Source organism: Pseudomonas sp. SK (assembly GCF_012975065.1).
Lineage (GTDB): Bacteria > Pseudomonadota > Gammaproteobacteria > Pseudomonadales > Pseudomonadaceae > Aquipseudomonas > Aquipseudomonas anuradhapurensis.
Map to the genome: position 1 here is coordinate 4,431,052 of NZ_CP051857.1, position 20,964 is coordinate 4,452,015.

A 20,964-nucleotide genomic window follows, 5' to 3' on the forward strand; every position below is an offset into this window, starting at 1 on the left:
AAATCAACTGTGATCGTACGCCATCTGAATCGATTTCAAGTACGCACAGAGCTCTTGCAGCGCAACCTTGGCAACCTCCAGGTTCATGGTCGCACTGAGCTTCGACGTTTGAACATGGCATTCCTGCTCGACTTTGCGCATTTCCGCCAGCCACGCATTGCGCCGCGGCCCGATGGTGCACAACGCTGTCGTGGCGTCCAGTTCCATCTGAGCAGCTTGCAACATGTGCTGCGCCTGCTGCTGATCAGCAAGCGCTTCTTCGATTTTGGTGTCGAGCCTGACACGGGCTGCGCTCAGGTCGCTGAAGGTCTTTGCCCCTTGCAACGCATCCGCATGTTTGCCGAGTTTCTGCGTCACCAGTTTTACCAGCCCAGCGTCGATCCTGGGGTCCGACACCAAACCCATTATCTGGTCGATTTCCTCTTCGCTTGGTATCAGGCCTTTCAGCACATTGGCGATGGAAGGTCGATCGAATACTTCGATGGCCTGCACAATATCTGCCTTCTGTTGCCGAAGCTGCGTCAGCCGCTGGCTGAATACCATTGCCTGTTGCTGCTTGCTGGCGGCTCGGCTTCGCAACTCCGGCAGTGCCTCCTCGAACGACGACAGCGGGAACAGTTCCAGCCGCTGGTTTTGCCTGGTCAATTCCGTATAGAGCTGAGACAAGCGACTCAGCACGCTGGATAGCCTGTAATGGGAATCTGCAGCTTGCTGGTGCGGGATAAAGTCGCGGTCCTCCAATAATACGATCGCGCCAATCAGAGCTTCGTTGAAAGCGCGCTCGACCGTCAGCATCAATGTACGAAGCTGACCCAGTTGCTCGCGAACACCAGCGAGCACTTTCATATCCCAGGTGTCGATCAGCTGGAATATCTCATCCTGCAGCTGTTGCATCTTTATAAAATCCGGGGTCACCGCGCGAACATTTGTAACATCCATGTCAAACCTCTCCATACTCTTCAATCAATTCTTCGAACAGATCAGATAATTTATGGCAAATATTGCCTATCTTGGTCCATGGCTTTATAACTTCGGAAAAATCATGAACAAACGTATCAAGCTGTTGGATAGAGTTCAGCTCTTTGGCTTCGTCCACCGAATTGTTGGCATAGGAAGCCAGGAACAACCAGACGTCTGCCAGGCGCCTGGTCGCTGATGACAGGTCCGTGCATCTGAAATGCAAATCCCTGACAAGGGTCGAGACTCGCTCGCAGTCCTTCAGTGCAGGCACGATCTTGCCTACGAGGTAGGCCAGCTCCTCACGCTTACCGATCAGTTCGTTTTTTTCAGCCCGGATTTTTTCCGCCTTGCTGCCAAACACACCACCGGTGATGACCAGCCCGATTGGCCCCAGCACCAGGCCGGTGAAGGCATAGCCCACATTTGCGTCATATTCGCCTTGCAGTTGATCGATCTGTTGATCCCACAAGTCGATCTGCTTGCGCTTTTCCGTCACGACGGCATCAGAAATCTTCTCGGAGAAGTGTTTCAACAGCCGTCCCATGCGCGGCTTGAGTTCACGCTTGATCTCAACATTGAACGAGTGGGCAAGTTTGTCGACGTCGTCAATCCTGCGCTGGGTAGCTTCGATTTCCCTGACCAGGCCACTGATGCTGGGCGTCACGATACTGACGATCTGTGCTTGCTCGTCGCGGCTAAGTTCAAGTGTATAGGGATCGTCGCCCTGCTCATCTTTGCGGCCCTGCAAGGCCAGGAAGACTTCACTGCGTTCGAGATTTTCCAATAAGGCATGGCCACGCTCTACCAGGCTCTCAGCAAACAGCTCGATTTCAGGCCCTAGTTGCTTGATGCTGCGCTCCAGCTTATCCCACTTTTTCACATGCTTGTGCAAAGCTTCGTAGAGGGCATACACCAATGTGGCATCCAACCCCAGCGCGTCGTAATCCGCTTCCTCGCTGACCTGTTCCAGCGAATACGGCAACTGGTTCACGATATTGGCATATCGCTTTATGACCTTGAGGTTTTCCGCTGTCAGCAGACTACCGACTTGCTGACCGGCACCCGCCCTGCTTTCAAGAAACTGGAAATAGCGCTCTGGTAACTTTTTCACTTTGGCAACCAGATCCATTTCCTCTATGGCAGTTTGTTCCACCTGAGCTTCAATATTCATTAGTTCCTCACGACAGTGATTAAAAACTTCCCATTTGAAGTCCCTGCCAGTCTCGGAATTTATTGAAGCAAACACATTAGCCGAGATAGCTTGATATTGTGGGAAAGTTCACTGCAAACGCCACAGAGGCGCTACCTATGAAGCGCTGCCATAGCAAGAATCGCGGCCTTTGGCTAAAATGCGCCTCCGTTTCACCCTGTATCGAGCCCGCCGTGAGCAAACAACCCGACCGCCTTTTCGCACAGCCCCTGGAGCAAGTGCCCGATTTCGTCTTCAACGAAGACGTGGTGCGGGTGTTCCCGGACATGATCAAGCGCTCGGTGCCGGGCTACCCGACCATTGTCGAGAACCTCGGCGTGCTGGCCGCGCGCTTCGCCCAACCGCACACCGCCCTGTACGACCTGGGCGCATCGCTGGGTGCCGTCACCCAGTCCCTGCGCCGCCACGTGCGCAGCGACGGCTGCCGGGTGATTGCGGTGGACAACTCCGCCGCCATGGTCGAACGCTGCCGCCAGTACCTCACCGCCCAGGACTCGATGTTTCAGGAGCTGCTGCCGGTGCAAGTGCTGGAGGCCGATATCCTGGCCCTGCCGTTCGAACCTGCCTCGGTGGTGGCGATGAACTTCACCCTGCAATTCATCGCCCCCGACCAGCGCCTGGAGTTGCTGGGCCGCATCCGCCAGGCGCTGCTGCCTGGCGGCGCGCTGATCCTTTCGGAGAAGCTGCGCTTCGCCGATGAGCAAGAGCAGCACCTGCTCAATGAACTGCACCTGGACTTCAAGCGCGCCAATGGCTACAGCGAACTGGAAATCGCCCAGAAACGCAGCGCCATTGAGAACGTGATGCGCCCCGACACCCTCGAAGCCCATCGACAACGTCTGCGCGCCGCCGGTTTCTCGAAAGTCGTGCCCTGGTTCCAATGCCTTAACTTCGCCTCGTTGATAGCCCTGCCATGATCGATCTGTCCCCCCTCGTCCGCCGCCTGGCGGGCACGCCCCTGGCTTCCTGGTCGCAAGGCCTGCAAGCACAACTGGAAGCCAAGCTGGAGAAGGGCCACGGTGACCTCGACCGCTGGCGCGGTGCACTCGATGCCTTGCCCACCTTGCAGCCAAGTGAAATCGACCTGGTCAATGGGCTGCGCCTGGACTGCGAGTGCGACGACGCGACCCGCGCGCAGATGCGCCAGGCGCTGATGGGGCTGTCGCCCTGGCGCAAGGGGCCGTTCGACCTGTTCGGCGTGCATGTGGATACCGAATGGCGTTCCGACTGGAAATGGTCCCGGGTCGGCCCGCACCTGGACCTCAAGGGCAAGCGCGTGCTCGACGTGGGCTGCGGCAATGGCTACTACCAGTGGCGCATGCTCGGTGCCGGCGCCGACATGGTCATTGGTGTCGACCCCAACTGGTTGTTCTTCTGCCAGTTCCAGGCCGTCCAGCAATACCTGCCGGAGTTGCCCGCCTGGCACCTGCCGTTCGCCCTGGAAGACCTGCCGGCCAACCTCGAAGGCTTCGACACAGTGTTCTCGATGGGTGTGTTCTACCACCGTCGCTCGCCCATCGAGCACCTGCTGGCGCTCAAGGATTGCCTGGTCAAGGGCGGAGAGCTGGTGCTGGAAACCTTGGTGATCGAGGGCGACGAAAACCAGGTGCTGGTACCGGAGGACCGCTACGCACAGATGCGCAACGTCTGGTTCCTGCCGTCGGTACCGGCCCTGGAGCGGTGGCTGCGCCGGGCCGGCTTCAACGATGTGCGCTGCGTCGATGTCAGCGTGACCAGTGTCGAGGAACAGCGCAGCACCGAGTGGATGCGCTATCAATCCCTCAGCGACTTCCTCGACCCGAGCGACCACGGCAAGACCATCGAAGGGCTACCAGCCCCTCGCCGCGCTACCCTGCTGGCGCGTAAATAAAAAAGGCGCCTGGTTGGCGCCTGAATACCCTGCGGCGGGGAGCTTTCACGTCGCGGGTGCCATTGCCTCAGTCCTTGGCCAGTTCGCGGGCCTGCTCTTGCTCCTTGCGCTCGCGTTCGACAACAGCCTGCTGCTTGTCACCCTGCAAGCGCTGCTGGTCCTCGCGAAACGCTTGCCAGAACTGCATGGAGCGCTCCGCACCGCCTTCGGCGTAGACACTCGCACTGCCCAGGGCAAGGATGGCCAACAGTAGGTACTTGGTCAGGTTCATCGTGGTTGCCTCGTGATAACCGATCAGACAGGGGCCATCGTAGCGAGGGGGAGCTAACGGCAAGGTGAGGCTGAGATTACAGTCTTGCAATGTGGCTTCCAGTGCCTGCTCCGCGGGCAAGCCAGTTCCCACCCCATCGCGTCGACCTCAAGCCCTGTGCAGCACGTGTAGGCGCTGGCTTGTCGGCGAGCAGGCCGAAACAGACAGGCAGATAACACCCGCATTACAAATCCGTTATCTGCGCCGCGTTTCCCTAAGCATGCCGTAACATCCTGCGCCTTGACCCTGATGTCACTACAGGGTCGAGAATCGCCCCCCTTTCATCCAATCGAGCCTCCCATGCGCTTACTGATCATCGAGGACGAACTGCGTACTGCCGACTATCTGCAACAGGGCCTGCGCGAAAACGGCTACGTGGTCGACTGCGCCCACACCGGCACTGACGGCCTGCACCTGGCCCGCCAGCAGCCTTACGACCTGGTCATCCTCGACGTCAACCTGCCCGAACTCGATGGCTGGACCGTGTTGCAGCGGCTGCGTGCCGAATCGGCCACACGGATCATGATGCTGACGGCCCACGGTCGCTTGGCAGACCGGGTCAAGGGCCTCGACCTCGGCGCTGACGATTACCTGCTCAAACCCTTCGAGTTCCCCGAACTGCTGGCGCGTATTCGCAGCCTGCTACGGCGCAACGACCAGCAACTGCAGCCCAGCACCCTGCGCGTCGCCGACCTGGAGCTGGACCCCGGCCGCCACCGCGCCTACCGCGCCGGGCAGCGTATCGACCTGACCGCCAAGGAGTTCGCCCTGCTGCACCTGCTGATGCGCCAGACCGGCGAGGTGCTTTCGCGCACCCAGATCATCTCGTTGGTGTGGGACATGAACTTCGATTGCGACACCAACGTGGTCGAGGTTTCCATCCGCCGCCTGCGAGCGAAGATCGACGACCCGTTCGACAACAAGCTGATCCATACCCTGCGGAGTGTCGGCTACGTGCTCGAGGCGCGCTTTTGAACAACGCCAGCCTGTCATTGCGCCTGGGCCTGGGCGTGACGCTGATGGGCGCCGCGCTGGTATTGCTGCTGGCCTGCCTGGCGGTGTTCGCCCTGGATCACGAGCTGGACAGCCGCGCGCGCAAGGACCTGACGCGCAAGATGCTGCAGGTCGAGCACAATTTGCGCGTCGACCTGCGCAACCAAGACCTGGGCACGCGCGCCCATCCGCTGCTCGATTTGGTGATGGGGCATGACAACCTCAGCCTCAGCGTGCTGGCCATCGAGGGGCGCCACCCGCACCTGCTGAGCCTCGGCCCGGCTCTGGAATCGCGCATGGGCGAGCTGCGTACCGGCACCCGCCTGGCCTTCCACACCTGGCACGACAGCAACGGCAACCAGCTGCTCAGCGCAACCCGCCTGATGCGCCTGCGCGACGACACCCCGGTCAAGGTGATGATGACGCTCAACCGTGCCGACGATAACGCCCTGCTGCAAGCCTACCTGCACTCCACCTTGTTCGTGCTGCCGCTGTTGCTGTTGCTGATCGGCGCGGGTGCCTGGTGGCTCATGCAGCGTGGCCTGAAGCCGTTGCGGCACTTTCGGCAGATTGCCGGGCAAGTGTCGGCCCAGGACCTACAGCATCGCCTGCCTGCCAGCGGTCTGCCGCTGGAACTGGCAGAACTGGCCGGCAGCATCAACGTGATGCTCGACCGTCTCGACCAGGGCGTGAGCCAGCTGTCGCAGTTTTCCGACGACCTGGCCCATGAACTGCGCACCCCGATAGGCAACCTGATGGGCAAGGCGCAAGTGACCCTGGCGCGGGAACGGGACAACGCCAATTACCGCGAAGTGCTGGAAGACAGCGTCGAAGAACTGACCCGGCTCAACCGCATCATCAACGACATGCTGTTTCTCGCCCAGGTCAGCCAGCCCCAGGCCCAGGTCGCGCTCAAGCCCATGGCCCTGGCCGACGAAACAGCGCGGGTAGTCGAACTGTTCGCCTTCAGCGCCGAGCTGAAAGAGGTTGAATTGCGCGTGCAGGGCTGGGGCACGGCGATGACCGATCGGCTGATGTTTCAACGGGCATTGTCGAACCTGTTGAGCAATGCCATTCGTCACTGCCCCGATGGCACGCCCGTGGCAATCCGCATCGAGCGGCTGGCTAAGGAAGTTCGGCTGGCGGTGGAAAACCAGGGGCCTGGCATTGCCGCAGCACACCTGCCGCGCCTGTTCGAGCGGTTTTACCGGGTTGGCTCGGGGCGCTCGCGGCTGGAAGGCGGAACAGGGTTGGGGCTGGCGATCGTGAAGTCGATCATGCAGCTGCATGGCGGGCGGGTCGAGGTCAGCAGCAGCCCCTTGGGGCCTACCCGCTTTACCTTGGTGTTTCCTGCCGAATGATCGGCTGGCCGAGCTGGCCTCTTAGCCGGCTTGCCGGCGAAGAGGCCTTTACAGGCTACCCGGGGCTCAGCGCGAAGCGGCCACGATCAGCGCCTTCATCTCGGCGACCGCGGCCTTGAACCCAACGAACAGGGCGTGCGCCACCAGCGCATGGCCGATGTTGAGTTCATTGATACCCTTGATCGCCGCCACCGCCTCGACATTGTGGTAATGCAGCCCGTGGCCGGCATTGACGATCAGCCCCTGGCCCACGCCAAACGCCACGCCATCGACAATACGCTTGAGCTCTTCGGCCACTTCGGTCGGGGTCTGGGCGTCGGCATAACGCCCGGTGTGCAGCTCGATGGCTGGCGCCCCCACTCGGCGCGAGGCCTCGATCTGCCGCTCGTCGGCATCGATGAACAGCGACACTTCGGCACCGGTACGCGCCAGGCGCTCCACCGCCGCCTTGATCCGTGCCTCCTGGCCCGCCACGTCCAGGCCACCTTCAGTGGTCAGCTCCTGGCGGGTTTCCGGTACCAGGCAGATATGCGCCGGGCGAATCTTCTCGGCAAAGGCCATCATTTCTTCGGTGACGCCCATCTCGAAGTTCATGCGCGTCTGCAACACATCCTTGAGCAGCAGCACGTCACGCTCCTGGATATGCCGGCGGTCTTCACGCAGGTGCACGGTGATGCCATCGGCGCCTGCTTCTTCGGCATCCAGAGCAGCCTTGACCGGATCAGGGTAACGCGTGCCCCGGGCCTGGCGCAGGGTCGCCACGTGGTCGATGTTTACGCCGAGAAGCATGCGGTTGCTGTGAGTCACGAAAGGCTCTCCTGAAGATTGAGCCCCACAGCATACGTCGTGATCAACGCTTGCGAAACAGTTCCCGGCTGACCAGCGGTTTTGTTCCCAGGTGCACCGCCAACGCCTGGCGCATCAGGCGCTTGGCAGCCAGCAAGGCGCCGGGGGCATCCCAGTCAGCTTCGGCCAGGGCCAGCAGCTCGATACCGCGGAACAACCCGGGTTGCGCCAGTTCAACCCGCTCCAGGCCGGCATCCACGCGCAAGCGATACAGGCCGGCGGCCGCGATTGGCTGGTCATTGACATCATGCTGCAACGAAAACGCGTAGCCGAGCTCGTCCAGCAGTCGCCATTCGAAGGCGCGCAGCAGTGGCTCCAGTGGGCGCCCGGCGCCCAGCGCCTGCAGGGTCAGGGTGTAATGCTCGAACAGGGCCGGGAACGGCGCTTCGGCAGGCAGCAGGCGCATCAGCAGCTCGTTGAGGTACAAACCGCTGAACAAGGCGTCGCCGTGCAACCAGGCGGCGATGCCGGCGCTGTCCATTCGCCCGACATTCTTCAGCTCACCGCGCCCGCGCAATTCCAGTTCCAGCGGCACGAACGGGCGCACCAGGCTGCCGCCCTTGCCGCGCGCCCGGCGCAATACGGCGCGCATGCGGCCCTGCGGGGTGAAGAAGTCCACCAGCGCGCTGGTTTCCTTGTAGGCACGGCTGTGCAGTACGTAGGCTGGCTGGCCGACAGGTTGTTCCATGAAAGATCACTCGCCGCGGAGCTTGCGCTGGCCCTGGTAGGAGCGGCCTTGTGTCGCGATGGGGCGCGCAGCGGCCGCCAAGATCCCGACTGTTGCATAGATTGTGGGGCTGCTATGCAGCCCATCGCGACACAAGGCCGCTCCTACAGGGAACCGTGCGAGGCTTAGAGGTCGCCGTAGCCCAGCGAACGCAGGGCACGCTCGTCATCGGACCAGCCGCCCTTCACCTTGACCCACAGGTTGAGCATTACCTTGGCGTCGAACAGCACTTCCATGTCCTTGCGCGCATCAGAGCCGATGCGCTTGATGCGCTCGCCCTTGTCGCCAATGATGATCTTCTTCTGGCCGTCACGCTCGACCAGGATCAGCGCATGGATGTGAAGCACATGGCCCTGCTGCTTGAATTCCTCGATTTCCACGGTGATCTGGTACGGCAGCTCCGCACCGAGCTGGCGCATGATCTTCTCGCGTACCAGCTCGGCGGCCAGGAAGCGGCTGCTGCGGTCGGTGATCTGGTCTTCCGGGAAAAAGTGCTCGTTCTCCGGCAGGTGCTTGGCGATCAGTGCTTCCAGGGATTCCAGGTTGTGCCCCTGCTGTGCGGAAATCGGCACGATCTCGGCATTCGGCAGTTGCGTCTGCAACCACTGCAGGTGCGGTATCAGCTCGGCCTTCTCGTCCATGCGGTCGGTCTTGTTGACCGCCAGGATGACCGGGCCGGTGACGTACTGCACGCGCTCCAGCACCAGCTGGTCTTCGTCGGTCCAGCGGGTGCGGTCGACCACGAAAATCACCACGTCGACGTCCTTCAGGGCCGCCGAAGCGTTGCGGTTCATGTAGCGGTTCAGGGCCTTGTCGTTGGCCTTGTGCATGCCGGGCGTGTCGACATAGATGGCCTGCACATCACCCTCGGTCTTGATCCCGAGCATGTTGTGGCGGGTGGTCTGCGGCTTGCGCGAGGTGATCGCCAGCTTCTGCCCCAGGATGTGGTTGAGCAGGGTCGACTTGCCGACGTTGGGGCGGCCGACAATGGCCACATAGCCGCAGCGGGTCGGGTTGCTATCAGTCATTGCCATTCTCCACGCCCAGGGCGATCAGTGCAGATGCGGCGGCGACTTGCTCGGCAATACGCCGGCTGACGCCCTGGCCACGGCTCTTGTTGTTCAGCAGCACCACTTCGCATTCGACGAAGAAGGTGCGGCAGTGCGGTTCGCCCTGGATATCCACCACTTCGTAGCGCGGCAGCTCGCAGCTGCGCGACTGCAGAAACTCCTGCAAGCGGGTTTTCGGGTCCTTGTTGGTATCGACCAGGGTCAGGCCTTCGAACTCGTCGGCCAGCCAGGCCAGTACGCGTTCCCGCGCCGTTTCCATGTCCGCGTCCAGGTAGATCGCGCCAATCAGCGCCTCCAGGGCATCGGCCAGGATCGACTCACGGCGGAAGCCGCCGCTCTTGAGTTCGCCAGAGCCCAGGCGCAGGTGGTCACCCAGGTCGAAACCACGGGCCAGGCGGGCCAGGGTCTCGCCCTTGACCAGGCGTGCGCGCAAGCGCGACAGCTGGCCTTCGCGGGCCTGCGGGAAGCGCTCGAACAGCGCTTCGCCGGCGACGAAGTTGAGAATGGCGTCACCGAGGAACTCCAGGCGCTCGTTGTTGCGCCCGGCGTAGCTGCGATGAGTCAGCGCCAGGAGCATCTGGTCCTGGTTCTTGAAGGTATAACCGAGCTTTCGCTCCAGACGGGCAAGGGGAGCACTCATGCAGCCACCCGTTCGTTGTTCAACGCGTTGTTCAAATCAACATCCTGAAAGACTGTTTGGCTGTGGCCCGCCGCGATGTACGGCGAATCTCTCGATCCTTGAGAACACAGCCTATGTCAGAAATGCATTCGGCGCTGCCTGCTGGCCAGCGCCGATGGGTATCAATGGATCAGGCCGACCCGCGACAGGTTGGGCAGGTGGCTGAGCTTGGGCTCTGGCCAGCTCATCCATACTGCGAAAGCCTTGCCGACGATGTTCCGGTCCGGAACCATGCCGTGCAGTTCCTTGGGAATGTTCGGGTCATCCCAGTAACGGCTGTCGTTGGAGTTGTCGCGGTTGTCGCCCATCATGAAGTAATGGCCCGCCGGCACGGTCCATTGCTGGTCCGGCGGCATGCGGTAACGGCTCATTTCCTTGCGGATCAGGTGTTCGACCTCGCCGAGCTTTTCCTTGTACAGCTCGGCGCTGCCCAGGGTGCCCGGCTCGGTGCCCACCAGCTGTTCGGCAATCGGCTGGCCGTTGACGAACAACCGCTTGTCGTTGGTATAGCGGATCTGGTCGCCCGGCAGGCCGACCACACGCTTGATGTAGTTGACGTTCGGGTCGCTCGGGTAGCGGAACACCATCACATCACCGCGTTGCGGGTCGCCGACCTCGATGACCTTCTTGTCGATCACCGGCAGGCGGATGCCGTACGAGAACTTGTTCACCAGGATGAAGTCGCCCACTTCCAGGGTCGGTTTCATCGACCCGGAAGGAATCTGGAACGGCTCGACCAGGAACGAACGCAGCACCAGCACGATGAACAGCACCGGGAAGAACGACTTGCCGTATTCGACCAGCAATGGCTCCTTGCCCAGGCGTTCGACCACCGCCATCTCGGGCTGGCTGACGCTGCCCTGGTAGTTGGCGATTGCCGCACGCCGGCGCGGGGCCAGGAACAGCAGGTCGATCAAGCCCAGCAGACCGCAGACGAAGACGGCGATGACTAGCAACAGCGGGAAATTTAGCGACATAGGACCTAGCTATCCAACCTGAGCACGGCGAGGAAGGCTTCCTGTGGAATCTCCACGTTGCCCACCTGTTTCATGCGTTTCTTACCGGCCTTCTGCTTCTCCAGCAGTTTCTTCTTACGGCTGACGTCACCACCGTAGCACTTGGCCAGTACGTTCTTTCTGAGTGCCTTGACGGTTGTACGCGCGATGATCTGGCCGCCGATAGCTGCCTGGATCGCCACGTCGAACATCTGCCGAGGGATCAGTTCCTTCATCTTTTCGGTCAACGCACGGCCTTTGTAGGCCGCGTTGTCGCGGTGCACGATCAGGGCCAGGGCATCGACCTTGTCGCCGTTGATCAGTACGTCCAGCTTGACCAGGTTGGCCGACTGGTAGCGATCGAAATGATAGTCCAGCGAAGCATAGCCGCGGCTGGTGGACTTGAGGCGGTCGAAGAAGTCCAGCACCACTTCGTTCATCGGCAAGTCGTAGCGCACCTGCACCTGGCTGCCGAGGAACTGCATGTCGCGCTGCACGCCACGCTTCTCGATGCACAGGGTGATGACGTTGCCCAGGTGCTCCTGCGGCACCAGGATAGTCGCGGTGACGATCGGCTCGCGGAAATCGGCGACCGCCGAGACGTCCGGCAGCTTCGACGGGTTGTCGACGGTGATGGTTTCGCCGGTTTTCAGCTCGAGCTCGTAGATCACGCTTGGCGCGGTGGTGATCAGGTCCAGGTCGTATTCGCGCTCGAGGCGCTCCTGGATGATCTCCATGTGCAGCATGCCGAGGAAGCCGCAACGGAAGCCGAAGCCCAGGGCGTCGGAGCTTTCCGGCATGTACTGCAGTGACGAGTCGTTCAGGGTCAGCTTCTGCAGGGCATCGCGGAAATCCTCGAAGTCGTCGGAGCTGACCGGGAACAGCCCGGCGTAGACCTGCGGCTGGATCTTCTTGAAGCCTGGCAGCACTTCCACCTCGGGGGTGGAGGACAGGGTCAGGGTGTCACCAACCGGGGCACCGTGGATGTCCTTGATGCTGGCGATGATGAAGCCCACTTCACCGGCCTTCAGGTCGGCGGTCTGGGTGTGTTTCGGGGTGAATACGCCGACGCTGTCGACCAGGTGCACCTTGCCGGTGGACTTGACCAGGATCTTGTCGCCTTTCTTGACGCGGCCATGGCGCACGCGCACCAGCGAGACCACGCCCAGGTAGTTGTCGAACCAGGAGTCGATGATCAGCGCCTGCAGCGGCGCCTCGATATCGCCTTCCGGCGCGGGGATGGTCTGCACCAGGCGCTCGAGCACCTCGTCCACGCCCATGCCGCTCTTGGCACTGCAGGCCACGGCGTCGGTGGCGTCGATGCCGATGATCTTCTCGATCTCGTCCTTGACGCGGTCCGGGTCGGCCTGGGGCAGGTCCATCTTGTTCAGCACCGGCATGACTTCCAGGCCCTGCTCGATGGCGGTGTAGCAGTTGGCCACGGACTGGGCTTCGACGCCCTGGCCTGCGTCAACCACCAGCAGTGCACCTTCACAGGCTGCCAGCGAACGCGAGACTTCGTAGGTGAAGTCGACGTGGCCGGGGGTATCGATGAAGTTCAGCTGGTAGACCTTGCCGTCCTGCGCCTTGTAGTTGAGCGTGACGCTATGGGCTTTGATAGTGATACCGCGCTCGCGCTCCAGGTCCATGGAATCGAGCACCTGGGCTTCCATTTCGCGTGCCGACAGGCCACCGCACATCTGGATGAAACGGTCGGCCAGCGTCGACTTGCCATGGTCGATGTGGGCGATGATGGAGAAATTGCGGATATGACTCAAATCACTCACGGGTCAACACTCGAAAAGGCTGCGAGCCGGACGCCCGCCGAAAAATAGCCGGGAATTGTACCTCAAGCAGGAACGTGCTGCCACGCCCACTGGCCGACCGATCGGCATGAACATCCGAACTTGTGCATTTCCCACACAGGTACCTGACATTTCTTCGAGTACACAGCACCGTACCACCCGCCTAATCTCGGTTGCCCCAACCCGAGAGAATGACCATGACAAGCACAACGAAACAGGCCGGAGACTACGACAGAAATTTTGGCCAGGAGGGCAAGTTCGAACTTCCCTGCTTTTTCGGTTCGCTACTCGGCCGCAATTTCACCGCCATGGTGCCGCAGAATCACAACACCCTGGTCAGCGCCCTGGTATATGACGACGCTGGAAAAAGGCACTATGCCATCATTCGCCTGACACCTGAGGGCAGCCTGGACACTGCATTTGGCAGAGAGGGCATGTTCATCGGCAGGTTCAATGAAGGTGAACACTCACAACCAGAAGCCTTGGCCGTTCTAGCCGACGGAAGGATCGCCATGCTCGGGTTGACTGCCGTCCCGGCGCGGCCATTTCCCAAGCCAATGCTTCTGCTACTCGACCAGGATGGCAACAGCCCGACAGTCCCGGTCATGCTCGAGGTACCGGAAGCCGCCGCACTGGTAATCGGTAGCGGGCGACTGACGGCAAGCGGTACGCATTTCATGGCTGCCCTCAACCTCTATAGCCCTCCCGGCATGCCTCAACCAAAGCCCCGGGTCTACCGCCTGGATCTGCAAGGCAATCCAGGGTTTCCAAACAGGACGTTCATCGAGGTCAAGGTCGCACCGGACGAAGACCAGGTCGAGATTGCCGCACTGGTTCAATTGGAGGATGGCTTCATCGTCAGTGGGTCACGCGTCTCTGCCAGCAACGCCAGCGAAGGGTTCATAGCGCGTTATGACAATACCGGGCTGCTCGATGCAGCTTTTGGCGAGGGTGGCATCATTGCCTTTCAAGTGCCGGGGCAAGCCACCCGGATCAATACACTGTCGCGCCGGTCAAATGGCTCGTTGGTCGTTGCAGGCTACTCGCAAACCGACGAGACATCCCCGTCCCGTGCCTTTCACTGGCAATTTACTGCCCTGGGAGCAGTCGACCCGGCATTCAATCAGGGCAATCCTGTGGTCGATGACAAAGCGACCGCCTGGTACAGCGCCTCACTCGATAGCGATGGCAGGTTGATTACCTTTGGCATCGGCGATATCTACCTCTACAGGCGGTATCTGCCAAACGGTTCGATCGATCCCGATTACAACCCCGCAGCGGAATTGGTTGGCAACCAAGAAGGCATGGTGTGCTTGAACCACGGGCGCATCACTTTGCTGGGCTACAATGCCCCTGCCGCAATCGGTGTTATCGGTACAGTCACAGCGATACAGAACTGACGATTGTCCCGCGCATAAAAAATCCGGCGCTCAACGCGCCGGATTTCTTTGTGCCAGCTGAGCTGGCTTACTCAGACAGTTTGAATGTAATGAAGCTCGCGCGGCCCTGGCGCAGCACACGCATCGACACCGAACGGTTCTTCGGCAGTTCCTTGGCGATTTCGGTGAATTCCTTGGCCGAGCCGATGGCCTGGTTGTTCAGGTGGCTGATGATGTCACCTGGACGCAGGCCGATCATTGCGGCCGGGCCATCCTGCACTTCCTTGATCACCACGCCACCCTTGAGCTCAAGCGACTTCTTCTGCTCGGCAGTCAGGTCGGCCACCGATACACCCAGGCGGTTGCTGCTGCGCTCGGCACTGCCTTCGGCACCGGTAGCGATCTCGGCATCGTCGTCGGGCAACGCACCAACACTGATGTCAAGGGTCTGGCGCTTGCCGTTGCGGATGATCTCCAGCTTGGCCTTTTCGCCATCCTTGAGGCTGCCCACCAGGTGCGGCAGGTCTGCCGACATGATGATTGGCTGGCCGTTCATGCTCAGGATCACGTCACCGACCTGCAGGCCGCCCTTGGCCGCCGGGCCGTTTTCCAGTACCTGGGCTACCAGGGCGCCAGCCGGTTTGTCCAGGCCGAACGATTCAGCCAGGTCCTTGTTGACCTCCTGGATCACCACACCCAGCCAGCCACGGCTGACCTTGCCGTCTTTCTTCAGCTGGTTGGAAACATCGATCGCCACGTCGATCGGGATGGCGAACGACAGGCCCATGAACCCGCCGGAACGGGTGAAGATCTGCGAGTTGATGCCCACCACCTCGCCATTCATGTTGAACAGCGGGCCACCGGAGTTACCCGGGTTGATGGCCACGTCGGTCTGGATGAACGGCACATAGGTGTCGTTGGGCAGGGTACGGCCCTTGGCACTGACGATACCTTTGGTCACCGAATGGTCGAAACCGAACGGCGAACCGATGGCCAGCACCCATTCGCCCACCTTCAGCTTCTCGGAGTCACCCAGTTTCACCGTCGGCAGGTTCTTGCCGTCGACCTTGAGCAGGGCCACGTCAGTGCGTGGGTCGGTGCCGACCAGCTTGGCCTGCAGCTCGCTGCGATCCGACAGACGGACAATGATCTCGTCGGCATCCGCCACCACGTGGTTGTTGGTCAGCACATAGCCATCGCTGGAAATGATGAAGCCCGAACCCAGCGACTGTGCCTCGCGCTGGCGATCACCGCGTGGCGAGCGTGGCTGCTGCGGCATGTTGCGCTCGAAGAACTCGCGGAACATCGGCGGCAGGCCTTCCAGGTCAGGCATTTCTCCGGCGGCCATGCGGCGGTCCGGCAGTTTCTGCTTGGTGCTGATGTTGACCACGGCTGGCGAGGCCTGCTCGACCAGGGTAGTGAAGTCCGGCAGGGCTTCCTCGGCCTGGGCGGTGAGCACCTGGCCGAGCATCAGCACGGCGGCGAACATCGATAGGTAGGATTTCAAGCGTGGTATTGACATACGGCTCCCGTCACAACGAGCGGTAGTTTAGAAAGGCCCTGCCCAAAGCAGGAAAGGCCAGGCTCCAAGAAGCCTGACCTATAGAAAATTTGCCGAAGGATTGCAAATGACAATGCTTTAATTTCATTTCAGGCGCCTGTCCGCTCGCCTTGGCACAGCCGACATGCCTGCCCGGCAAGGCGCGCAATCACTGGCGCGCCTGGGCATCCTGGGGGCGCATGGACAGCGCCACGCGCTCCGCGGTCCCCAGCGGAATTTCGCCGACCACGGTGACCATCACCTTGCCCTTGGGCGTGTTCAGCCGCCGCGATACCGCCGAGGTCGGGCCAAGCTGGGTGCGCATGTCGGTCCCGCCATCATCGCTTACCGGCTCCAGAAACACCGAGAAACGCGCCAGGCCATCGTCATACATCAAGCTGCTGACCACACCACCTTGCTTCGGATCACGGCGCACCGAACTGTTGACCAGCTCGAACCCTGGCGGCAACCAGTCCGAACGCCAGCCGGCAACCTTGTCATTGGCCACGGCAGCCGCACGCTGCACGGGCTTGCAGGCAGCACTGGCGCGCAGGTCTTCATCGCTGGGCACGGCGGTATCGAGACGGGTCATCTGGAAGCGTTCGAGCAACTGCCCCTTGTCGTTGATCATCAACGAGCGCAGCGGCAGCCCGGTGGCGCGGTCCAGATGCATTTCGAAGGCATAGCGGTGCTGGTCACGCGGGTTGAGCGTCACGATCACGGCATCGCGCCCGGCGACACGCGACTTGCCCGCCACGCTCAAATCGTACCAACCCATCAGTTTCAGTGGATCAAGCACACGCTGGGCAGCGTCCGCAGGCGGCGTCACACCGTTGGCCAAAGCCCCGCTGACGCACTCTACCTTGCCATCCACGCGCACGATTTCCTGGGCCGCGCCATCGAGCTGCAGGAGCCGCTCGCTGACCTTGCCATTCTCAACCTTGTGCCAGATCTCGTGGGAGGAGAAGCTGCCGTTACGTTCGTAGACAAAAGAGCCTTGGTAGCTCTGCTTTTGCTCGGCCTGTGCCAGCTTGTTCAACCACTCGCCTGCTTCGGGCGATGAGTTGGCCGCCAATGCTGGCACCGTCATGCAGCTGCCAATCAGCAGCGACAGGAGAGGTAGCGCGCGCATGATCCTCCTTACTTAACGGTTTTCCAGGCTTGCGGCGCGGGCATACGGCAATGCGGTTTCAGTGCCCTTGAGCGCGGATTCCTGGGCATGCTGGCGCAGATAGCCCGGCAGACGCTGATCCCAGCCGGCCTGGTTCTGCAGCACGCCGTTGGCCATCGGCCCGGTCGGTTGCTCACTGCTCTCACTATAGCCTGCCAAAACGGCCGGGCCCTGTGCTTGTGGCACGGTCACGCCTTGCTGGGCAGGTTGCTGGGCTGCGAGCTCGGCACCAGTGATCTCGTCCTGGTTGTACATGCGTACACCGGCCAGCACCGCGACGGTAACCGAGGCAGCCACCGCCAGGCGGCCAATGCTGCGCCATGGGCCCTTCTTGACCTTGGCCGGCACGGCTTCGTCAGCCAGTGCCGCAGAAACCGCCGCCGCAATATCCAGGTTCGGCAGCAGCAGCTCCTTGTGCATGGCTGCACGGGCGACCTGGTAGCGCGACCAGGTGGCACGGGTTTCAGTATCGTCGATGGCATTCAATACCCGACGCAGTTCAAGCTCGTCCGCTTCGTTATCCATTACCGCGGACAGCGATTCCTGCAAAGCTTCACGACTCATGGCGGTTCCTCTCTTGGCTGTCGCCGCTGTCTCAGGTTTCCTGCAGCAAAGGTTGCAGGGCTTTGTCTATGGCCTCCCGAGCGCGGAAGATTCGAGAGCGCACGGTACCCACCGGACATTGCATGACACTGGCAATGTCTTCGTAACTCAGTCCATCGAACTCGCGCAGCGTCAGGGCCGTGCGCAGGTCTTCCGGCAGTTGCTGGATGGTGCGATGGACAGTGCCTTCGATTTCATCCCGCAACAACGAGCGCTCTGGGGACTCGAGATCCTTGAGACCATGATCGCCGTCGTAAAACTCCGCATCCTCGGAGCTCACATCGCTGTCTGGCGGCCGTCTTCCACGGGACACCAGGTAGTTCTTCGCCGTGTTGATGGCGATGCGGTAAAGCCACGTATAGAACGCGCTGTCGCCGCGGAAATTGCCAAGCGCACGGTAGGCCTTGATGAAGGCTTCCTGTGCTACATCCTGGGCCTCGTGGGTATCGTGAACGAACCGCACGATCAACCCGAGAATCTTGTGCTGATACTTCAGCACCAACAGATCGAACGCTCGCCTGTCGCCGCGTTGGACACGCTCGACAAGCTGCTGATCCTCTTCCTGGGTTAGCATGAACACTCCTCAGTGAACTCGAAGGAGCGTTGCAGCAGCCATCGATCAGGCTTGCAACCATAGACTCGGGCTTTGCGCAAAAGTTCTCCCCTCCAAGCAAGTTTCCTGCAGCCCTTGGTCGGCTTGCACGAAAGACGCTGCACGGTCACGGCCGGCTACGTCGATAATCAGGTTTCGAGTACGCAGGGACAGCCTGGACAGGCCTGCCGCCCTGCGTCGCCGCGGTAAATTGTGGCGTACGGGCAGCCTTCATAGGATTTCCAGCGTTATCGGAAAGTTCCCACAAGGTTGTCGCCACCAGGCAAGTGGCATGGAAATTGGCCACCTTGGGCTGCTATAAAGGCAACCCGGCCAGCCTTAACGATAGTTTCACAATGCCATCGGCGCGTGACTATTGTGCCGCGCCCCTTCCGAAGAATACTAGTGTCCCGACATGAGCCAACAATTCCAACATGATGTCCTGGTGATCGGCAGCGGTGCCGCCGGTCTCAGCCTGGCACTTAACCTGCCCAGCCACCTGCGCGTCGCCGTGCTCAGCAAGGGCGACCTGGCCAACGGCTCGACCTTCTGGGCCCAGGGTGGTGTCGCCGCGGTGCTGGACAATAGCGATACCGTGCAGTCGCATGTCGAGGACACCCTCAACGCAGGCGGTGGCCTGTGCCATGAAGAGGCGGTGCGCTTTACCGTCGAGCACAGCCGGGAAGCCATCGAATGGCTGATCGAGCAAGGCGTGCCGTTTACCCGCGACGAGCACTACAGCGTCGACGATGGTGGCTTCGAGTTCCACCTGACCCGCGAAGGCGGCCACAGCCACCGGCGCATCATCCATGCTGCCGACGCCACCGGTGCCGCGATCTTCACCACGCTGCTGGCCCAGGCCCGCCTGCGCCCGAATATCCAGTTGCTGGAGCAGCGCGTGGCGATCGACCTGATCACCGAACGGCGCCTGGGCCTGCCTGGCGAGCGCTGCCTGGGTGCCTACGTGCTCGACCGCAACACCGGCGAAGTGGACACCTTCGGCGCGCGCTTCACCGTGCTGGCCACCGGCGGCGCAGCCAAGGTCTACCTGTATACCAGCAACCCCGATGGTGCCTGCGGCGACGGCATCGCCATGGCTTGGCGCGCCGGTTGCCGGGTGGCGAACCTGGAATTCAACCAGTTCCACCCGACCTGCCTGTACCACCCGCAAGCCAAGAGTTTCCTGATCACCGAAGCCCTGCGTGGTGAAGGCGCCCTGCTGCGCCTGCCCAATGGCGAACGCTTCATGCCGCGCTTCGACCCACGCGAAGAGCTGGCCCCGCGTGACATCGTGGCCCGCGCCATCGACCATGAAATGAAGCGCCTGGGCGTGGATTGCGTCTACCTGGACATCACCCACAAGCCGGCCGAGTTCATCAAGAGCCACTTCCCCACCGTCTATGAGCGCTGCCTGGCGTTTGGCATCGACATCACCCGCCAGCCGATCCCGGTGGTACCGGCGGCGCACTATACCTGTGGCGGGGTGATGGTGGACGACCGCGGCCACACCGATGTGCCAGGGCTGTATGCCATCGGCGAAACCAGCTTTACCGGCCTGCATGGCGCCAACCGCATGGCCAGCAATTCGCTGCTGGAATGCTTCGTCTATGGGCGCGCTGCCGCAGCCGATATCCAAGCCTGCCTGGACGAAGTGGTCATGCCCAAGGCCCTGCCCGGCTGGGACGCCAGCCAGGTCACCGACTCGGACGAAGACGTGATCATCGCGCACAACTGGGATGAACTGCGGCGCTTCATGTGGGACTACGTCGGCATCGTGCGCACCAGCAAGCGCCTGCAGCGGGCCCAGCACCGCATTCGTCTGTTGTTGGACGAAATCGATGAGTTCTACAGCAACTACAAGGTCAGCCGCGACCTGATCGAGCTGCGCAACCTGGCGCAGGTGGCCGAGCTGATGATCCGCTCGGCCATGCAGCGCAAGGAAAGCCGTGGGCTGCATTACACGCTGGACTACCCGGGAATGCTGGCCGAGGCCAGGGACACCATCCTCAGCCCGATTTGAACCGGCGTCGCGGCCTTCGCGGGCGCGCCCGCTCCCACAGAGGTCCCGCTGCCTTGCAGCCTTGCGCAGTACCTGTGGGAGCGGGCAAGCCCGCGAAGAAGCCAACTCGGTATGGCTTTATGCCCGGCTCCCCCCTGCCCACCTGCGCCGGCTGAACTTCAAGCGCACCCGCAAGCGCCGGTGCTCATCGGCCCCCAGCGCATCCCGCGGCACACACTGGCTCTCCCCCACCCATCGCCCCGCCCGCTCGAAACGCAACACCACCAGCGCCGGCAACGCCACGCTGTCGCGGCACAAGCGCACCGGCTGCCAGCCGAGGGCACGGCTGAACACGTGCCAGCCGCGCGCATCACGGCGCAGGCCAGTCACGGCATGCTCATGGGTCAGCAGAATACGTCGGGGGATGGCCCAGCCAGCGTGGGCGATACAGGTGGCGGCAACGGCAAGGGCCTGCCAGCCGGACAGCGGGCTCGCCCCTATGGCGAGCCACGCCAGCACCTGGCACACCAGGTAGGCCGTCAGCAGCCGGCGCGAGCCGTGCCAGCGGCACTCGAAACACTCACTTGGGCTGGACACGGTCCAGGATGATGCGGACCATGCGCTGCAGCTCCGGGTCTTCGGACTCGGTGCGCTCCATGAACCAGCCGAACATGTCCTGATCTTCGCAGCTCAGCAGTCGCACGTAGAGTTCGCGGTCAGCCTGGTTGAGCGTGGGGTAGACTTCCTGGGTGAAAGGTACCAGCAGGACGTCCAGTTCCAGCATGCCGCGGCGGCTGTGCCAGAAAAGCCGGTTGAGTTCAGTTTGTTCGACCATGGGGCCCTCCTCGAATGGC

Annotated in this window: 21 protein-coding genes; 6 read left to right on the plus strand and 15 right to left on the minus strand. The window is 61.7% G+C overall.

Annotated features, from left to right (window positions below; all coding sequences use genetic code 11):
- Positions 1 to 3 precede the first annotated feature (3 nt).
- Both HG549_RS20230 and HG549_RS20235 read right to left on the minus strand, forming a co-directional pair.
- Positions 4 to 939, minus strand: a complete 936-nt coding sequence (locus tag HG549_RS20230) for an alpha-xenorhabdolysin family binary toxin subunit B (RefSeq protein WP_170032022.1) — start codon at positions 937 to 939, stop codon at positions 4 to 6.
- A gap of 1 nt (position 940) precedes the next feature.
- Positions 941 to 2,131, minus strand: coding sequence for an alpha-xenorhabdolysin family binary toxin subunit A (locus HG549_RS20235; RefSeq protein ID WP_170032024.1), 1,191 nt, complete (start codon positions 2,129 to 2,131; stop codon positions 941 to 943).
- A gap of 212 nt (positions 2,132 to 2,343) precedes the next feature.
- Between HG549_RS20235 and cmoA the strand changes: the two genes are divergently transcribed.
- Together cmoA and cmoB are read left to right on the plus strand one after the other, a co-directional pair.
- Positions 2,344 to 3,087, plus strand: a complete 744-nt coding sequence (cmoA, locus tag HG549_RS20240) for a carboxy-S-adenosyl-L-methionine synthase CmoA (RefSeq protein WP_170032027.1) — start codon at positions 2,344 to 2,346, stop codon at positions 3,085 to 3,087.
- Positions 3,084 to 4,040, plus strand: a complete 957-nt coding sequence (gene cmoB / locus HG549_RS20245) for a tRNA 5-methoxyuridine(34)/uridine 5-oxyacetic acid(34) synthase CmoB (RefSeq protein WP_170032030.1) — start codon at positions 3,084 to 3,086, stop codon at positions 4,038 to 4,040. The genes cmoA and cmoB overlap by 4 nt, the downstream gene beginning before the upstream one ends.
- 67 nt (positions 4,041 to 4,107) lie before the next feature.
- Here cmoB and HG549_RS20250 read toward each other — a convergent pair whose 3' ends face one another.
- Complete coding sequence (locus HG549_RS20250; protein ID WP_170032033.1) at positions 4,108 to 4,311, minus strand: hypothetical protein; 204 nt, start codon at positions 4,309 to 4,311, stop codon at positions 4,108 to 4,110.
- Between the two features lie 339 nt (positions 4,312 to 4,650).
- Between HG549_RS20250 and HG549_RS20255 the strand changes: the two genes are divergently transcribed.
- Together HG549_RS20255 and HG549_RS20260 are read left to right on the plus strand one after the other, a co-directional pair.
- Positions 4,651 to 5,325, plus strand: a complete 675-nt coding sequence (locus tag HG549_RS20255; RefSeq protein WP_170032035.1) for a heavy metal response regulator transcription factor — start codon at positions 4,651 to 4,653, stop codon at positions 5,323 to 5,325.
- Entirely contained in the window at positions 5,322 to 6,704 is a 1,383-nt protein-coding gene (locus tag HG549_RS20260; RefSeq protein WP_170032038.1) for a heavy metal sensor histidine kinase, read from the plus strand. The genes HG549_RS20255 and HG549_RS20260 overlap by 4 nt, the downstream gene beginning before the upstream one ends.
- A gap of 66 nt (positions 6,705 to 6,770) precedes the next feature.
- On the opposite strand, the gene pdxJ is transcribed toward HG549_RS20260, so the two are convergent.
- The 6 genes from pdxJ to lepA form a co-directional block, all read right to left on the minus strand.
- Complete coding sequence (pdxJ, locus tag HG549_RS20265; RefSeq protein WP_189665547.1) at positions 6,771 to 7,493, minus strand: pyridoxine 5'-phosphate synthase; 723 nt, start codon at positions 7,491 to 7,493, stop codon at positions 6,771 to 6,773.
- Between the two features lie 61 nt (positions 7,494 to 7,554).
- Complete coding sequence (gene recO / locus HG549_RS20270) at positions 7,555 to 8,238, minus strand: DNA repair protein RecO (protein ID WP_170032044.1); 684 nt, start codon at positions 8,236 to 8,238, stop codon at positions 7,555 to 7,557.
- A 164-nt stretch (positions 8,239 to 8,402) separates the two neighbouring features.
- Entirely contained in the window at positions 8,403 to 9,305 is a 903-nt protein-coding gene (gene era, locus HG549_RS20275; RefSeq protein ID WP_170032047.1) for a GTPase Era, read from the minus strand.
- A complete protein-coding gene (gene rnc / locus HG549_RS20280) occupies positions 9,298 to 9,987 on the minus strand; it encodes a ribonuclease III (protein ID WP_003258487.1) in 690 nt (229 codons plus the stop codon). Before rnc ends, era begins: the two co-directional genes overlap by 8 nt.
- 161 nt (positions 9,988 to 10,148) lie before the next feature.
- Positions 10,149 to 11,003, minus strand: coding sequence for a signal peptidase I (lepB, locus tag HG549_RS20285; protein WP_170032050.1), 855 nt, complete (start codon positions 11,001 to 11,003; stop codon positions 10,149 to 10,151).
- Between the two features lie 5 nt (positions 11,004 to 11,008).
- Positions 11,009 to 12,808 (minus strand): translation elongation factor 4, encoded by a 1,800-nt coding sequence (gene lepA, locus HG549_RS20290; protein ID WP_025340425.1) that lies wholly within the window; start codon positions 12,806 to 12,808, stop codon positions 11,009 to 11,011.
- 215 nt (positions 12,809 to 13,023) lie between these two features.
- On the opposite strand from lepA, the gene HG549_RS20295 reads away from it, so the two are divergent.
- Positions 13,024 to 14,226: a hypothetical protein gene (locus HG549_RS20295; RefSeq protein ID WP_170032053.1), complete on the plus strand. Its 1,203-nt coding sequence runs from the start codon at positions 13,024 to 13,026 to the stop codon at positions 14,224 to 14,226.
- Between the two features lie 67 nt (positions 14,227 to 14,293).
- On the opposite strand, the gene HG549_RS20300 is transcribed toward HG549_RS20295, so the two are convergent.
- The 4 genes from HG549_RS20300 to rpoE all read right to left on the minus strand — a co-directional run bounded on the left by HG549_RS20300 (position 14,294) and on the right by rpoE (position 18,093).
- A complete protein-coding gene (locus HG549_RS20300; protein WP_372241583.1) occupies positions 14,294 to 15,694 on the minus strand; it encodes a DegQ family serine endoprotease in 1,401 nt (466 codons plus the stop codon).
- A 220-nt stretch (positions 15,695 to 15,914) separates the two neighbouring features.
- Positions 15,915 to 16,877 carry a MucB/RseB C-terminal domain-containing protein gene (locus HG549_RS20305; RefSeq protein ID WP_170032059.1) on the minus strand — a complete coding sequence of 321 codons (963 nt, stop codon included), beginning with the start codon at positions 16,875 to 16,877 and terminating at the stop codon, positions 15,915 to 15,917.
- Between the two features lie 12 nt (positions 16,878 to 16,889).
- Positions 16,890 to 17,480, minus strand: a complete 591-nt coding sequence (locus HG549_RS20310; RefSeq protein WP_170032062.1) for a sigma-E factor negative regulatory protein — start codon at positions 17,478 to 17,480, stop codon at positions 16,890 to 16,892.
- A gap of 31 nt (positions 17,481 to 17,511) precedes the next feature.
- On the minus strand, positions 17,512 to 18,093 hold the full coding sequence (rpoE, locus tag HG549_RS20315; RefSeq protein WP_003252049.1) for an RNA polymerase sigma factor RpoE: 582 nt from the start codon (positions 18,091 to 18,093) through the stop codon (positions 17,512 to 17,514).
- A 433-nt stretch (positions 18,094 to 18,526) separates the two neighbouring features.
- On the opposite strand from rpoE, the gene nadB reads away from it, so the two are divergent.
- A complete protein-coding gene (nadB, locus tag HG549_RS20320) occupies positions 18,527 to 20,131 on the plus strand; it encodes an L-aspartate oxidase (RefSeq protein ID WP_170032065.1) in 1,605 nt (534 codons plus the stop codon).
- Between the two features lie 117 nt (positions 20,132 to 20,248).
- On the opposite strand, the gene HG549_RS20325 is transcribed toward nadB, so the two are convergent.
- Together HG549_RS20325 and HG549_RS20330 are read right to left on the minus strand one after the other, a co-directional pair.
- Complete coding sequence (locus HG549_RS20325) at positions 20,249 to 20,707, minus strand: protein YgfX (protein ID WP_170032068.1); 459 nt, start codon at positions 20,705 to 20,707, stop codon at positions 20,249 to 20,251.
- Positions 20,691 to 20,945: a succinate dehydrogenase assembly factor 2 gene (locus HG549_RS20330; RefSeq protein WP_170032071.1), complete on the minus strand. Its 255-nt coding sequence runs from the start codon at positions 20,943 to 20,945 to the stop codon at positions 20,691 to 20,693. Before HG549_RS20330 ends, HG549_RS20325 begins: the two co-directional genes overlap by 17 nt.
- Positions 20,946 to 20,964: the final 19 nt, after the last annotated feature.

Coding starts and splice junctions, on each gene's coding strand:
- HG549_RS20235 (WP_170032024.1), bottom strand. CDS start 2,131: ATGAATATTGAAGCTCAGGTGGAACAAACTGCCATAGAGGAAATGGAT.
- cmoB (WP_170032030.1), top strand. CDS start 3,084: ATGATCGATCTGTCCCCCCTCGTCCGCCGCCTGGCGGGCACGCCCCTG.
- HG549_RS20305 (WP_170032059.1), bottom strand. CDS start 16,877: ATGCGCGCGCTACCTCTCCTGTCGCTGCTGATTGGCAGCTGCATGACG.
- nadB (WP_170032065.1), top strand. CDS start 18,527: ATGAGCCAACAATTCCAACATGATGTCCTGGTGATCGGCAGCGGTGCC.
- HG549_RS20250 (WP_170032033.1), bottom strand. CDS start 4,311: ATGAACCTGACCAAGTACCTACTGTTGGCCATCCTTGCCCTGGGCAGT.
- HG549_RS20300 (WP_372241583.1), bottom strand. CDS start 15,694: ATGTTCGCCGCCGTGCTGATGCTCGGCCAGGTGCTCACCGCCCAGGCC.
- HG549_RS20330 (WP_170032071.1), bottom strand. CDS start 20,945: ATGGTCGAACAAACTGAACTCAACCGGCTTTTCTGGCACAGCCGCCGC.
- HG549_RS20295 (WP_170032053.1), top strand. CDS start 13,024: ATGACAAGCACAACGAAACAGGCCGGAGACTACGACAGAAATTTTGGC.
- HG549_RS20310 (WP_170032062.1), bottom strand. CDS start 17,480: ATGAGTCGTGAAGCTTTGCAGGAATCGCTGTCCGCGGTAATGGATAAC.
- era (WP_170032047.1), bottom strand. CDS start 9,305: ATGACTGATAGCAACCCGACCCGCTGCGGCTATGTGGCCATTGTCGGC.
- rpoE (WP_003252049.1), bottom strand. CDS start 18,093: ATGCTAACCCAGGAAGAGGATCAGCAGCTTGTCGAGCGTGTCCAACGC.
- rnc (WP_003258487.1), bottom strand. CDS start 9,987: ATGAGTGCTCCCCTTGCCCGTCTGGAGCGAAAGCTCGGTTATACCTTC.
- pdxJ (WP_189665547.1), bottom strand. CDS start 7,493: ATGCTTCTCGGCGTAAACATCGACCACGTGGCGACCCTGCGCCAGGCC.
- recO (WP_170032044.1), bottom strand. CDS start 8,238: ATGGAACAACCTGTCGGCCAGCCAGCCTACGTACTGCACAGCCGTGCC.
- HG549_RS20230 (WP_170032022.1), bottom strand. CDS start 939: ATGGATGTTACAAATGTTCGCGCGGTGACCCCGGATTTTATAAAGATG.
- lepB (WP_170032050.1), bottom strand. CDS start 11,003: ATGTCGCTAAATTTCCCGCTGTTGCTAGTCATCGCCGTCTTCGTCTGC.
- HG549_RS20255 (WP_170032035.1), top strand. CDS start 4,651: ATGCGCTTACTGATCATCGAGGACGAACTGCGTACTGCCGACTATCTG.